Annotated in this window: 11 protein-coding genes, 1 tRNA gene and 2 pseudogenes; 9 read left to right on the forward strand and 5 right to left on the reverse strand. The window is 71.1% G+C overall.

The features are described from left to right. Positions 1 to 698: 698 nt before the first annotated feature. Together E6J59_01655 and E6J59_01660 are read left to right on the forward strand one after the other, a co-directional pair. Positions 699 to 791, forward strand: a pseudogene (locus tag E6J59_01655) (oligopeptide transporter substrate-binding protein). A gap of 75 nt (positions 792 to 866) precedes the next feature. Further along, on the forward strand, positions 867 to 1,559 hold the full coding sequence (locus tag E6J59_01660) for a hypothetical protein (protein TMB23567.1): 693 nt from the start codon (positions 867 to 869) through the stop codon (positions 1,557 to 1,559). Between the two features lie 224 nt (positions 1,560 to 1,783). On the opposite strand, the gene E6J59_01665 is transcribed toward E6J59_01660, so the two are convergent. The 4 genes from E6J59_01665 to meaB all read right to left on the reverse strand — a co-directional run bounded on the left by E6J59_01665 (position 1,784) and on the right by meaB (position 4,614). Further along, positions 1,784 to 1,857, reverse strand: a tRNA-Met gene (locus tag E6J59_01665). A gap of 692 nt (positions 1,858 to 2,549) precedes the next feature. Continuing rightward, entirely contained in the window at positions 2,550 to 2,825 is a 276-nt protein-coding gene (locus E6J59_01670) for a hypothetical protein (GenBank protein TMB23557.1), read from the reverse strand. 65 nt (positions 2,826 to 2,890) lie between these two features. Next, complete coding sequence (locus E6J59_01675) at positions 2,891 to 3,604, reverse strand: serine/threonine protein phosphatase (protein ID TMB23558.1); 714 nt, start codon at positions 3,602 to 3,604, stop codon at positions 2,891 to 2,893. 2 nt (positions 3,605 to 3,606) lie between these two features. After that, positions 3,607 to 4,614: a methylmalonyl Co-A mutase-associated GTPase MeaB gene (meaB, locus tag E6J59_01680; GenBank protein TMB23559.1), complete on the reverse strand. Its 1,008-nt coding sequence runs from the start codon at positions 4,612 to 4,614 to the stop codon at positions 3,607 to 3,609. 146 nt (positions 4,615 to 4,760) lie between these two features. Between meaB and E6J59_01685 the strand changes: the two genes are divergently transcribed. The 6 genes and pseudogenes from E6J59_01685 to E6J59_01710 all read left to right on the forward strand — a co-directional run bounded on the left by E6J59_01685 (position 4,761) and on the right by E6J59_01710 (position 12,212). After that, the gene (locus E6J59_01685) at positions 4,761 to 5,117 is read left to right on the forward strand and encodes a hypothetical protein (GenBank protein ID TMB23560.1); all 357 of its coding nucleotides are present in this window, start codon (positions 4,761 to 4,763) and stop codon (positions 5,115 to 5,117) included. Between the two features lie 86 nt (positions 5,118 to 5,203). Further along, entirely contained in the window at positions 5,204 to 6,301 is a 1,098-nt protein-coding gene (locus E6J59_01690) for a hypothetical protein (GenBank protein ID TMB23561.1), read from the forward strand. After that, on the forward strand, positions 6,291 to 7,670 hold the full coding sequence (locus E6J59_01695; protein TMB23562.1) for a hypothetical protein: 1,380 nt from the start codon (positions 6,291 to 6,293) through the stop codon (positions 7,668 to 7,670). Before E6J59_01690 ends, E6J59_01695 begins: the two co-directional genes overlap by 11 nt. Further along, entirely contained in the window at positions 7,667 to 9,088 is a 1,422-nt protein-coding gene (locus tag E6J59_01700) for a sigma-54-dependent Fis family transcriptional regulator (protein TMB23563.1), read from the forward strand. Before E6J59_01695 ends, E6J59_01700 begins: the two co-directional genes overlap by 4 nt. A 383-nt stretch (positions 9,089 to 9,471) precedes the next feature. Then, a pseudogene (locus E6J59_01705) lies at positions 9,472 to 9,729 on the forward strand (cysteine hydrolase). Beyond that, entirely contained in the window at positions 9,726 to 12,212 is a 2,487-nt protein-coding gene (locus tag E6J59_01710; protein TMB23564.1) for a YfhO family protein, read from the forward strand. The pseudogene E6J59_01705 and the gene E6J59_01710 overlap by 4 nt, the downstream one beginning before the upstream one ends. 140 nt (positions 12,213 to 12,352) lie before the next feature. Here E6J59_01710 and E6J59_01715 read toward each other — a convergent pair whose 3' ends face one another. Next, positions 12,353 to 13,075 carry a hypothetical protein gene (locus E6J59_01715; protein ID TMB23565.1) on the reverse strand — a complete coding sequence of 241 codons (723 nt, stop codon included), beginning with the start codon at positions 13,073 to 13,075 and terminating at the stop codon, positions 12,353 to 12,355. 152 nt (positions 13,076 to 13,227) lie between these two features. Between E6J59_01715 and E6J59_01720 the strand changes: the two genes are divergently transcribed. After that, a partial coding sequence (locus E6J59_01720) for a hypothetical protein (protein TMB23566.1) occupies positions 13,228 to 13,437 on the forward strand: 210 nt, incomplete at its 3' end.

A 13,437-nucleotide genomic window follows, 5' to 3' on the forward strand; every position in this document is an offset into this window, starting at 1 on the left:
TGCTCTTTTTTTCGGAGAAACACCTTGACCGTCTCATCGTCCGTTCGGCATAAGACTCAAGCTTCTCTTCGCAACAAAACCAACGAGCATCCAACGCTAGTTCGCGGAATTTTCAAAGCTCTCTCTTGCTAGCGTCAAGGCGTTAGCGCGCGGGCCTTCCTGTCCGCGAGGCAGCCCGCGACGTGCGGGCCGCGGACCCGTCCCATCTCGAGCGTCGACGGGTTGACGCTGCGGGCGAGCTTGAACGCGAGTGCCGCGAGCCGGGCCGGCCGAATGGCGGTTCCACGTCCACATTTTTCTGCGCGCCCCTCGGAGTCCACAGCGCGTGCGGGAGGATCGATGCTTGCACGTGGTCGCCCGCGACCGACCGTCCCGGAGTGCGCCTGGAGGAGGCTCGAGGAGGCCGAGAGATGCGGCGACGACCGAAGGCTCTGGGATCCACGCTACTGCTAACGCTGCTCGCGACATTGCAGGTCGCGAGCTCCGCAGACGCAGCGTCCGTTGCGCGACAGTGCCGGCAGGCGTGCCACGACGAGATCGCGGCGTGCGTCGCCGCGGGAGGTCGCTCCCGGGCGTGCCGTAAGAGCATGCTCGAGCGCTGCAAGGGGGAAGGTCTCGCGGTCTGCCAGGGCCAAGCCAACGCCAGCGAGGCAGACGTGGCTAATCGGCGTCGACGGGGCCGCCAGACCACGACGACCACCACAACGACCACGGGGCCGCCGAGGACCACGACCAGCACCACGACACGGCCGCCGACCACCACCACCATTACGTCGGCCACCACGACCACCCTGGCCGGGGGCGGCGGGCAGGTCACAGGCCTCCACTATGCTCCCAATCACAACTTCGACTCGAGCGGCAACTACATGCCCGGCCAGGCAGGGTTCAATCTGGCAGACGTGAGCAGTGTCAGCGGTCTCACTGCGCTGCCCAGCGGTGTCAAGGGGCTCGTATGGCTGGGGCTGTGCGATGGCGCTGATTCGACGTTCATCGCTGCTGTACGGCCTTTCATAGGCAATCCGAAATTGTTCGGCTTCTATTTGGTGGATGAGCCGGATCCCACTGGCACGTGGAACCCGCTTTGTCCGGCAGCCAACCTGATGGCCGAGTCAGACTGGATACACGCCAATGTCCCCGGCGCCAAGACATTCATCGCCATGATGAACATGGGTACGAACGATTCGCCGACGTACGCCGGCACCTACAATCCGGTCAACTCGCATATCGACCTGTATGGGCTCGACCCCTATCCCTGCCGGCAAGACATGAACGGGAGCTGCGATTACAGCTGGATCACCAAGTCCGTCGCCGCAGCCGAGGCGTCGGGAGTCCCGCGTGGTAGCATGGTGCCCATCTATCAAGCGTTTGGGGGTGGCAATTGGGGCGGCAACTACGCTGTCCCAACATCGAGCCAGGAACAACAAATCTTGTCGATCTGGGCGTCCCTTCTTCCCAATCCCGTGTTTGACTATGCGTACTCCTGGGGTGCGCAGAATTCAGATCAGGCGCTGGAAGGCTTGCCGGCTTTGCAGGCGGTCTTTTCTGCCCACAACAAGTAAAAGAGGGTTCCCCGGACGAGCTTGATCGTGGGGGATCCGGCGCCCAGAGTCGGGCGCCCGGCCGGGGCCTGCCCCCCCCCGGCCGGGCGCCCCGCCCTTCATCCGAGCGCCGGCTCATGGTGCCGTCGTTCCACGGCGAGCGCATGCACGACCTACGGCGACGTGATCGCGAGGTGACCGACCGGGTGATGGGAAGGGGAACCGCAACTGCCCGAATTCGTGGATGGCGGCGCGCGGAATCGAACCGCGGACCTAGGGATTATGAGACCCTCGCTCTAGCCAACTGAGCTACGCCGCCGAATGAGCGAAGTTGGGTAGTTACCAGCGCCTCGGGGACGCTGCAAGCACTGCGGTGTCCATGGTGCAAAGGAACCAGAAATCACTTGTCAGATGATTCCAGGAAGCCTATGGACCGTCCGGCACGGGCCTTCGCCAAGCGTCATCTGGGGAATGTCGGTTCACGACGCAGGAGGTCAAATCCATGGCCGCTCGCAAGGTGCTCGTTGCGTTTGCGGTGCTGGCGCTCGGTGTCGGCATAACGGCTTCGGTAGCTACTGCTTTCTCGCCGTGCGGTCATCGGGCCTGCAGCGATGAGGTCGCCGCGAGCGGTTTCAGCGGGCAGGCAAGGGGAGCCTGCCTGAGGCAGGTCATCGCTGACTGCAGGGCAGGTCTTTGCAGCTGCAGGGGTGGGTCGCCGCCCTGTAGCTGCGCATGTGGGGACGGGCTGTGTGGGCCCTCCGAGGACTGTTTGACGTGCCCGCAGGACTGTTGCCCTACGGCGACCACTACCACGACAACGCTCCCCTGCAAAATTTGCTTCGGGACGGTCACACATGTGTGCGGCGGCCCGTGTTCGACGGATTTCGACTGTGGACCACCACCACTACCACCACCCAACGTACTCTGCCTGCCCGTCACGGAGCTGCAGCGCATCGGCTTCACATGTGAGTGCCCGACGACCACCACCACCTGTCCGCCGGCGACGGCCGCCTATTGCGGCGCGGCGGACTGCGGCGAGGGCGGCATATCCAGCTGTGATCCTTTCTTCCACGCGCTCTGTCCGCAGGGCATGACCTGTGCGACGATGGGGGCGACGTGCGGCTGCACCGGGGCCACGATCCCTTGCGGCGACTCCAGGTTGAGTGGTCTGACGTGCAACTTCTGCAAATGGGGCACCTGCCCGCCGGGGATGACGTGCGGCGGCGTCCCGAAGACGAGCGGATGCGGCTTCGACTGCGCCTGCCAGTGAAAGATCGCTACGCGCAAGCCCCTGATACGACAGGCTCTAGGATGGTAGCGGAAGGGCCGTATCCGATCATGAGACCCTTGCTCTAGCCAACTGCCCACCTGACGCCGAGCGCGCTCCGCCGGACCTGCCGCTCGCCCCGCGCGACCTGGTACACCACGCCCTCGCTGAGATCGATGGCCGTCAAGCGCCCGCCGTACACGCACCCGGTGTCGATCCCGATCTTGTACGGCAGGTCGAGGAGGATCTCGCGCCGCGGGGTGTGGCCGAACACGACCGTGTGCGGGAGATCGTGCGGCCTCTGGATGAACTCCTCGCGGATCCAGAAGAGGTCCTCCGTGCTCTGCCGTTCGAGCGGGCGCCCGGGACGGATGCCCGCGTGCACGAGGAGGAAGCGATCGGCGGTGAACCAGGGCAGCAGCCCCTCGAGGAAGGCGAGGTGCGACTCGGGGAACCGCTCCGCGGCAAGCGGGCCGCCGGTGCCGAGGGGCACGCCGTAGCTCCGGAGGGTCGCCGCGGCGCCGTTCATCATCCACGACTCGCCCCACTGTCCGGCGCGCCCGAGGTAGGCGAGGCACATGTCCTCGTGGTTGCCGCGCAGGAAGACGGTGGTGAGCCCGTCGCGGGTGCGCAGGTCGAGCAGGAGGTCGATGACGGCCCGCACTGCGGGCCCGCGGTCGAGGTAGTCGCCGACGAAGGCGAGTGTGTCGCCCCGCGCCAGCGGCAGCGCGGCGAGGAGCGCCTCCAGCTCCGCGGCGCAGCCGTGGATGTCGCCCACCGCGTACAGCCGGCCCGCCATGCTCAGCGCCGTCCAAGCAGCCGCTCGAGTGTCGCCCCGTCCTCGAGGATGCGCTGCGCGGCCGTGTAGGGATCGAGGGCTCCGCCCCGCACCGCTTCGAGGAGCGGCCCGACGCCGTCCGGCGTGCCCCCGAGGCCGCGCTCGAGCCGGCGGCGAAGCTCCTCGTCCAGGATGTCGATGAGCTCGCCCTCGCGCCGCCGACGCTCACGGCGGGAGCGCTCGGGGTCGGCCGCGAGGTAGGCGCGGTGCCGCTCGAGCGCGTCCAGCACCGCGTCGGTGCCGCCGTCGGTCGCCGCCTGCGTCAAGAGCACGGGGATGCTCCAGGCGGCTGCCGGGCGAAGGTGCAGCATCTGCGCCAGCTCCGAGCGCATGCGCTCGGCGCCCTCGCGGTCGGCCTTGTTGACCAGAAAGAGGTCGGCGATCTCGAGCAGGCCCGCCTTCATCACCTGCACCGCGTCGCCCGCCTCGGGCACGAGGACGACGACGGTCGTGTCGGCAAGGCGCATCACGTCGAGCTCGGTCTGTCCCACGCCCACCGTCTCGACCAGGACGCGGTCCATCCCGTAGGCGTCGAGGAGGCGGATCACGTCGCGCGTGGGACGCGCCACGCCGCCGTGGCTGCCCCGGCTGGCGAGGCTCCGGATGAACACGCCGGGGTCGAGGAAGTGGGCCTGCATGCGGATGCGGTCGCCCAGCACGGCGCCGCCGCTGAAGGGGCTGGTCGGGTCGACGGCGATGATGCCGACGCGATGGCCGGCGGCCCTGAGACGCGCCGTGATGCGATCGGTGAGCGTCGACTTCCCCGCCCCGGGCGGCCCGGTGATGCCGATCACGTGCGCGCGCCCGGTGTGCGGGTAGAGCCGGCTCATGACCGCCGGCAGCCCGGGCGCCCGGTTCTCGACCAGCGTCATCAGGCGCGCGAGGGCGACGCGGTCACCCCCGAGCATCCGGTCGATCAGCTGTTGCTCACTCACGCGTGGACCTCGCCGGCACTTCCCGGCGAACGCCATCATAATCCTCGCGCCCGTCGGCGGTCGCGAGCAGCCATCCCGGGCCGATTCTCTCATCTTCCCTGACGGACTCCAATGCGGGTCCGAGGGGCTCGGCGCCAGCCCCCGAGCTTGACCGGTCCGCCGAGCGGCGCAAGAGTTGCGCCATGGCGGGGTCACCTGCCCTCTCCGTGCATGCGCTCGCGCGCAGCGGGCTCGTCCTCGCCGGCCTGCTCCTGCTCGCGGTCGGGTCCGGCAACGTGGTCGCCGGCCGGACCAAGATCGCGCAGTACGACGAGGTCCTGCGCACCGCCACGCCGGCCCGCGCGCCGGCCGATCCGGCCGCACTCTTCCCTCCGGCGAGCGAGGGCGACGAGCGCCAGGAGCTCGCGCTCGCCAAGCTCGCTTTCTACCAGCTCCTGCTGAGAGTCGGGCGGCTCCTCTGTCTGCTCGGCGCTCTTCTCCTCCTGTTCGGCGTGCTGCGCCTGGGGGTGCGCGCGCCCCGCGCCCCCCGCGCGAATTGACTTCCTCTCGCCCCCGGCGCATAGAACGTGAACAAATTTGCACAGCGGTCTGGTGGCCCGGGCTGCATGCGGGGGAAGCGGGGGCGGTGGGAGGACGACGGAGGCCGGGGCGGCAGCGCGACGAGCCCGAGTGCTCGGCGCCCGTCGAACCGCTCGTAGAGCTGCTGGTGCGCGCGCTCGGGCTCGAGCGCGCCGCGCTCCTCGTCGGGAAGGCTCCGGGGGACCTGCTCGTGCCCGTCGCCGTGCACGGCGACCCGCCCGCACCTCTCGCTCCGGGCGAGGCCCCGGACGCGGGCGGGTGGAGCCTCGTCCTGCCGGTCGGCGGGGGTGAACGGGTCCGCGGGTTCCTCCTTCTCGCGCGCGGCGCACCGCTCACGCCCGCCGAGGGCGCCCTCGCGGCCGGGGTGGCGGACGCGCTCGCGCAGCTGGTCGAGTCGGGACAGCAGGCCGCGGCGCTGCGGCAGATGCGCGAGCTGCTCGGGCGCGCCGATCGGCTCTCCGCCCTCGGGATGCTCGCCGCCGGCGTAGCGCACGAGATCCGCAACCCCCTGGTCTCGGTGCGCACCTTCATCCAGCTCCTGCCCGAGCGGCTGGCGGACGAGGAGTTTCGCACCGAGTTCCGCGAGCTCGCCCTGGGCGAGATCGAGCGCATCTGCGCCCTCATCAACGACCTCCTCGTCTTCTCGCGCCCGGCCCCCGCGGAGCGCGAGCCGACCGACCTGAACGAGCTGGTCGCGCAGATCACCCGCCTGCTCGAGGCCGAGGCGCGCCGGCGCGACGTCGCGGTCTCCTTCCACGCCGAGGCGGACCTCCCGCAGGTGGTGGTCGACGAGGCGCAGGTGAAGCAGGTGCTGATGAACCTCCTCCTGAATGCGCTCCAGGCGTGCCGCTCGCACGGCAGCGTCGAGATCACGACCCGCAGCGAGGAGGCCCGCGGCGAGCGCTGGTGCACGGTGACGGTCGCCGACTCGGGCGCGGGCATTCCGCCCGAGCACGTGGAGCAGATCTTCGATCCCTTCTTCACCACCAAGGACGCGGGCAGCGGGCTCGGCCTCTTCATCGCCCGCCAGATCGTCACCGAGCACGGCGGCCACATCGCGACGGCGGCGCGCGCCGGGGGCGGGACGGCGTTCACCGTCCATTTCCCGCTGCGCCCGCGCCTGGCTGATATCGATGCGGTCTGACGCGCGGCGCCCGACCGGCCTTCCTCCGCTCGCCGCCGAGGCGGCGAGCGCCGTACTCGCCCCGCCGCGCCTACCCACGGAGGCAGCGGCGAGCGTGCCGCTCGCCCGCCGGGCCGCGCCGGGCGCCGTCCCGGTGCTGGTGCGCGCGCCCGCGGCCGGTGGCCGGCTCCTCCTGGTGCGCGCGCTGCACGGGCTCGCCGGTCACCCGGGGCCGCTCGCGGTGGCGACGGGGCGGCGACCGGCGCTCGACGGCGTGCCGGCGGGATCGGCGCTCTACGTCGACGTCGCGGCGCTCGCACCCGAAAGTGCGCTCGCGCTCGAGGCCCTCCTCGACGAGGCGCGAGTGTGGGTGCTGGCGGGTGCCGAGCCGGGGGTGGTGCTGCCCGGCACCCTGGGCGCGCGCCTCTCCGCCGTCGTGCTCGCGGTGCCGCCGCTCGCCGCGCGCGCCGCCGAGCTGCCGGCACTGGCGGCTGCGCTGGTCGAGGGGCTCGCCAACCGGCTCGGCATCGCGCCACCGCGCCTGGCCGCCGACGCGCTCGCTCGCCTCGCGGCGCACGCCTGGCCCGGGGACGTGGCCGAGCTCGAGGCCGTGCTCGCGCGCGCGCTCCTGGTGGCCGACGGTGACGTCATCGAGGCCGCCCACCTGGTCCTCGCCACCGAGTCCCCCGCCGCCGGGTCCGCGGCACCGGAGGCGCCACGCGGGGCGGAGCTCGAGTACCTGCTCGCCGAGCTGGCGCACGAGCTCCGCAACCCGCTGGTGACGATCAAGACCTTCGCGAGCCACCTGCCCGCCCTGCTCGAGGATGCGGAGCTGCGGGGGCGCTTCGCGACGCTCACCACCGAGGCGATCGAGCGCATGGACGGGCTGCTCGAGAACGTGCTCGCCTTCGCGCGCCTGGGCGCCCCGCACCGCGAGGCGGTCGAGGTCGGGCCGATCATGGAGCGCGTGCTCGCCGAGCTGGAGCCCGAGCTCGCCGGCCGGGCGCTGCGCGTGCGCCAGGCGGTCGCGCCGACGGGCCGCTGCGCCGCCGACCCCGAGCACCTCGCCTACGCGCTGCGCAACCTCTTCGCGGGCGTCGTGCGGGAGGTCCCGGCGCGCGAGCAGCTCGCGCTCGACGCGACGGCGAACGGCGTCGTCACGCTCCGCTTCGCGGCCGGCGCCGCGGCCGCGGACCGCCTCCGCCGCCTGGCCGCGCCGGGCGAGGCGGCGAGCCTCGGGGACCCCACGCTCCTACCGCTCGCCTTCCGGCTCGCGCGGGCGATCCTCGAGCGTAACGGCGGGACGCTGGCGGTGGTGCCGGAGCCGGGCGAGGCGACGAGCGTGGTGATCCGGCTGGCGGCCGCGCCGGCCGAGGGGGCCATGACATGAGCGGGGGCGGAGGAGGTCCGGTGGGGACGAGGGAGAGCCCGCGGCGGCGCGTGCTGATCGTGGACGACGAGCTCGGGGTGCGGGAGTCGCTCCGCATGGCCCTCAAGGGGAACTACGACGTGACTGCCGTCGGCTCCGGACCCGAGGCCCTCGAGTCGCTCGCGGCGAGCCCGCCCGACGTCGTCCTGCTCGACATCGTGATGCCGGGCGTGGACGGCATGCAGCTCCTCGAGGAGCTGCGCAGCCGGTTCCCGATCCTGCCCATCATCATGCTGACCGCCACCAAGACGGTGAAGACCGCGGTCCAGGCGATGAAGCTCGGCGCCTTCCACTACATCACCAAGCCGTTCGACGTGGAGGACCTCCGCGCCCACCTCGACAAGGCGACCGAGCAGGCGGCCCTGGTGCGCGAGGTCGAGGAGCTCAGGAGCGAGGTCGGCCGGCGCTACCACATCGAGAACATCGTCGGGCGCTCGGCGCGCATGCAGGCCGTGTTCAAGACCGTGCTCACCGTGGCGCCGCTCAAGACGACGGTGCTCATCACCGGCGAGAGCGGCACCGGGAAGGAGCTGATCGCCAAGGCGATCCACTACCAGAGCCCCCGGGCGCGCCACCCGCTCGTCACGCTGAACTGTGCGGCCATCCCCGAGACGCTGCTCGAGAGCGAGCTCTTCGGGCACGAGAAGGGCTCGTTCACCGACGCCCACACGCGCAAGCTCGGGCAGTTCGAGCTGGCCCACGAGGGCACGCTCTTCCTCGACGAGATCGGCGAGATGGGTCCGGGGACGCAGGCCAAGCTGCTCCGCGTCCTCGAGCACGGCGAGTTCCTGCGCGTGGGCGGCATCAAGTCGATCAGCGTCGACGTGCGCATCATCGCGGCCACCAACCGCGACCTGGCCCTCGGCCTGAAGGAAGGGACGTTCCGCCCCGACCTCTACTACCGTCTGAACGTGGTGACCGTACACCTGCCCCCGCTGCGCGAGCGGCGCGACGACCTCCTCCTCCTGATCCGCCACTTCGCCCAGCAGAAGGCGCGCGACATGGGCATCGCGGAGAAGACCTTCAAGCCCGAGGCGGTCGACACCCTCATGCGCTACCACTGGCCCGGGAACGTGCGCGAAATCGAGAACCTGATCGAGCGCCTGCTCGTCCTCTCGGAGGGGCCGACGATCGGGCCCGAGGACCTGCCCGAGCAGGTGCGCCGGAGCGAGCAGGACCCCGGGACCATCAGGGAGCAGGTCCTCCAGGGCCGGAGGTCGCTCGGCGACGCGGTCGACGAGTTCGAGCGCGAGATCATCGTCGAGGCGCTCGGGCAGACGGACTTCAACCAGACGCGCGCCGCCGAGCTGCTCGGGACGACCCGGCGCATCCTCAAGTACCGCATGGACAAGCTGGGCATCCAGCCCGCGGAGCGGTGAGAAAGCGTAAACATTTCACGGGGCGACGTCATGTGGATGGGTGGTGTGTCCGTGGAGTGTGTCCCTATTCGATGGCTCAAGCCGCCCCCCGCTGCTCAGCAGGGCCGTCGGCGTCGAGGTTGCGGATGTGGCGCTCGACCTTCTCCATGGCGGCGCGCTGCACGGACTCCTGCGGATGCCAGAGGAACGCGCAGCACGGCGGTTGGCGTAGGCGCGGTTCACGATCTCGAGCGAGCGGCCAATGGCCGGGATCACATGCGGCTGCCGCAGCTGCCCCCCCGCCAGTTCTATTGACGCCGCGAGCATTTACCTGCTAACGCCGACCCAGTGTCGTCCAGGCCAGGAGGACAACCGATGGATCAGACGGCACCGAGCTCGACCCCGTGCTCCGCAACCTGGGCATCCGCACCATCGTCGCGGCCGGCGTCTCGGTGAACGTGGCGCTCACCGACCTGGTCTTCGACGGCGTCAACGTCGGCTACCAGGTGGTCGTCCCCCGGGACGCGGTCGCGGGCCTCCCGGCGGCCTAAGTCGACGCCGTGCTCGAGCACACGCTCGGCCTCCTCGCGACTATCCCGACGGCGGCCGAGGTGCTCGCCGCGTGGGAGCGGAAAGCGCGGACGGCTCCTCCCGGGCCGTGAGCCGAGCCCGGAGGCCGTCGGACGGAGGGGCGATCCCGGCTGCCCCCCCGGCGGGCCGGCCCGCCTTTCGCGGTGCGCTCGAAGCCGCCGCCATCTCGCTCGCCCTCGTCCTCCTCGCGACCTTCCTGTTCCGCGACGCCGTGATCTCCGGCCGCGTCTTCTTCCAGCGCGACGTGGGGCTCATGTGGTACACGCAGATGACGACGCTCGTCGGCGCCGTGACGCGGGGCGAATGGCCGCTGTGGAACCCCTGGATCGGTTTCGGGCAGCCGCTCTGGGCCGACGCCAACAACGAGATCCTCTATCCGTTCACCTGGCTGAACCTCCTCCTGCGGCCCTGGGCGTACTACACGCTCTTCGTCGTCGCGCATTCGGTCCTCGCGGGCGCGGGCCTCTACCTGCTTGCCCGCCGCCTCGGGCTCACGCGCGGCAGCGCCGTGCTCTCCGCGGCCCTCTGGATGGCGTCGGGGCCGCTCCTCTCGGTCGCGGAATCGTGGGTGCAGCTGGCAGGCGCGGCGTGGATGCCGTGGGCCGTCCTGGCCGGTGTGTCGGCCGCCGAACGGGGCGGCTGGACGTGGACGGTCGCGTGGGGCCTCTGCCAGGCGGCGCAGATCCTCGGCGGGTCGCCCGAGCTCGCTCTCATGACCGCGACGACGGTCCTCGCCTACGTGCTCTTGATGTCCCCGGGACGCCCGGCCGAGCGCCTCCGCCGCCTCGCGTGGACGGGGGCCCTCGCCCTGGGGGTGGCGGCAGGAGTCTCGGCGGGTCAATGGCTCCCCGCCCTGGAGGTCGCCTCGCGTTCCGCGCGGGCGAGCCTCCCCGAGGTGGTGCGAGCTTTCTGGTCGGTGCATCCCGCCAACCTCCTCCAGCTGCTGGTCCCGGTTCCCCTGCACGAGCTGCACCTGCGCCCCGAGCTGCGGGCGGCGCTCTTCGAGGGCCGCGAGCCGTTCTTGCCATCAATCTACCTCGGTATGCCGACTCTCGCGTTCGCCAGCGCCGCCTTTATCGGACGCCACCGCCGCCTCGCGCTCTTCCTCGCCGGATGCTTCCTCGCAGAGACGTTCCTCGCCCTCGGCCGACACGCGCCCCTCTACGGCCTGGTCGTGACTCTCCTGCCCCCGTTGAAGGCGCTCCGCTATCCGGTCAAGGCGCTGGTGGGGACAAGCTTCTGCTGGGCGCTGCTCGCGGGATGCGGCGTCGACACCTGGGCCGAACGGGAGCGCTCGCGTCGCCGGGACTGGGTTCTCCTCGTCGTCACCCCGCTCGCCGCAGGCGCGACGCTCGCAGGCACGGCCGCGATCCTGCTCGGCGCCCGGCCCGAGGCCTGGGGCTCGCTCTTCCTGGCGGATCCGGGCGGCGGCTTCCTCTTCCGCGACCTCCTCGGGTCGACTGTCGCCAAGCTCGCGCTAGCAGCCCTGTCGGCGGCGGCCGTGGTGTTCCTCGGCCTCGTCCGGGTGACCCTGACGGGGCGCGTCCGCGCCGCCGCCCTGGCGGCGGCGCTGGTCGCCGTCGGCGAGCTCGTCACCAATCACGACCGCCTCTCCCCGACCGCGCCGCGGGACCTCTTCACATACCGCCCCCCGGTCCTCTCGGTGGCGACGCCCCCGGACGACGGGCGCCTCTACGTGTACGACTACTACATGGCCGGCAAGAGCGAGCGTTACCTCCGGCGCCGGATTCCCTACCAGGTGACACGGACGAACGCCGACTGGCCGCTGCCGGCCGCGACTGCGCTCGCGATGCGGCTCTCGCTGTTTCCGCCGACCGCGGGGCCGTGGGGGATCGCCGGGAGCTACGAGCACGATACGCCAGGCATCGCGCCCCTCTTCGTCACTCAGCTCTATGATCTCCTGCTCGCCGCGGAAGATACCCCGGCCCATCTGCGCCTGCTCCGGGTGGGCGCGGTCGCGCGGGTGGTCGCCCGCCACCGGGCGGGCTTCGAGCCGCTTACGCCGCTCGCGTCCATGGATGTCGTCATGCCGGAGCCGCTCAGCGTGTTCGAAGTGCCGGGCACGCTCCCGCGCGGCTACGCGGTCGACGGCGTTCGGGTCGCGGACGGATCGCAGGCGCTGTCCCTGCTGATCGATCCCGGCTTCGATCCGACCCGCGAGATCATCGTGCCCGCCGGATCCGCCGTGCCCGCGAACCCCGCCTTCCGCGGCAGTGCCCACCTCGTCCATCTCGGCATCGACCGGCTGACCCTCGAGGCCGACCTCGACGCAGCGGGGTGGGTCGTGCTGGTGGATGCGTACGACCCGAACTGGAAGGCGGCGGTCGACGGAGCCGAGACTCCGGTGGAGCGTGCCAACGTCTCGTTCCGTGCGGTCCGGGTGCCGGCCGGACATCACGTGGTCAATTACGTCTACCGGCCGGCGAGCGTCCGCTACGGTCTCGCCATCACGTCGTGCACCGTGCTGCTCTTCCTCGTCGCTCTCGGGCGCCCACTCCTCCGTCGGCGAGGCGCACGCATCCGCGCTCGCTGAGGCGGCGCGGCGGCGGTGGCGCTCTTTTTCGTCTACGCTGCCGGCCAATGCCCGGCTGCGTACCGTTCCGCAACGCGTGTGCCGTGAACTTCCGAAGGGCCCCCCGCGACCGGCGCCGGGGCCTCCCACGACGAGGCGCGTCAGCCGCGCCGGCCGCCGGAGAAGACGTCCAGGAGTCGCTGCCACCAGGACGGCGCCGGCGGGGCCGCGACGCGATAGGCCTGGAAGTCGCCCTTCAACGTGACCGGGATCGGGAAGGGCGCGACGGCGATCGACGAGATGACGAAGGTTCCGTCCAGGCGGGAGTCGCGCTGCTGGCGCACGGCGAACACCGAGTAGGTGCTCCGGAGTGGCTGCGCCCCCGAGAACGCCTCGCGGACCGTGATCGCGAAGCTGCTGCCCTTCGTCGTCTCGTCCACCTGGAACTCGCGCGAATAGGCGTCTGCGCCGATGAGCGTGCTCTCGATGCTGCTGTAGTCAGCGACGACCGAGGGGAGCGTGTCCCACTGCTCCGCGACCTCGTGCAGGTCGCCGTCGCCGGGCGTCCAGGCCTGGCTCGCCGTGGCGGCTTCGCGCATCTTCTTGCTCAGCGCGTCGGGCAGCTCGGCGCGGCGCAGGAACACCTCCGGATGCTCCCGGCCACGGCGGAGCTCGAGCATCCGTGCGCTCGGGGTGATCGCACCGGAGGGCAGCTTGATCTGGGTGACCACGAGCCAGCGACCGAGGATGTCGCGAGGCACCGTTCCCTCGACCTCGGTCTTCTCGGTGAGCGTCGCGGGCGCCGCCGTCTTGCCCGACTCGTCCGCCGACACGTGGGCGGGCAGCGGCAGCAACAGAAGCGCGGTGACAAGGGCGTATCGCATGGGCGGGTGTAGGTAACAGGGACCCTCCCGCGCGTCAATTCAGCGCGGTGCTTCGTCGCGCGGCCGCCCCGCCGGCCGACGCTTGACCTCCGTGAGAGCGGCCCGTAGCCTCCGGCTCCATGCGAGCACCTCTCATGCGCGCAGCCATGATCATGGCCATCACCGCGTCCGCCGTCGTCGGCCGGGCGGCAGGCGGCCCGCCGGGCGGGGACGCGAGCAAGGTGGCGATCGTCGGCAACCGCACGGTCACCCGCGCCGAGCTCGAGGAACGGGTGCGGCCCAAGCTCATCCAGATCGAGAACCAGCGGTACGAGGCGCTCAGCGACGGCCTGAACGAGCTGATCGCCGACGAGCTCGAGAAG

The organism is Deltaproteobacteria bacterium, assembly GCA_005879795.1.
Taxonomy (GTDB): Bacteria; Desulfobacterota; Binatia; order DP-6; family DP-6; genus DP-6.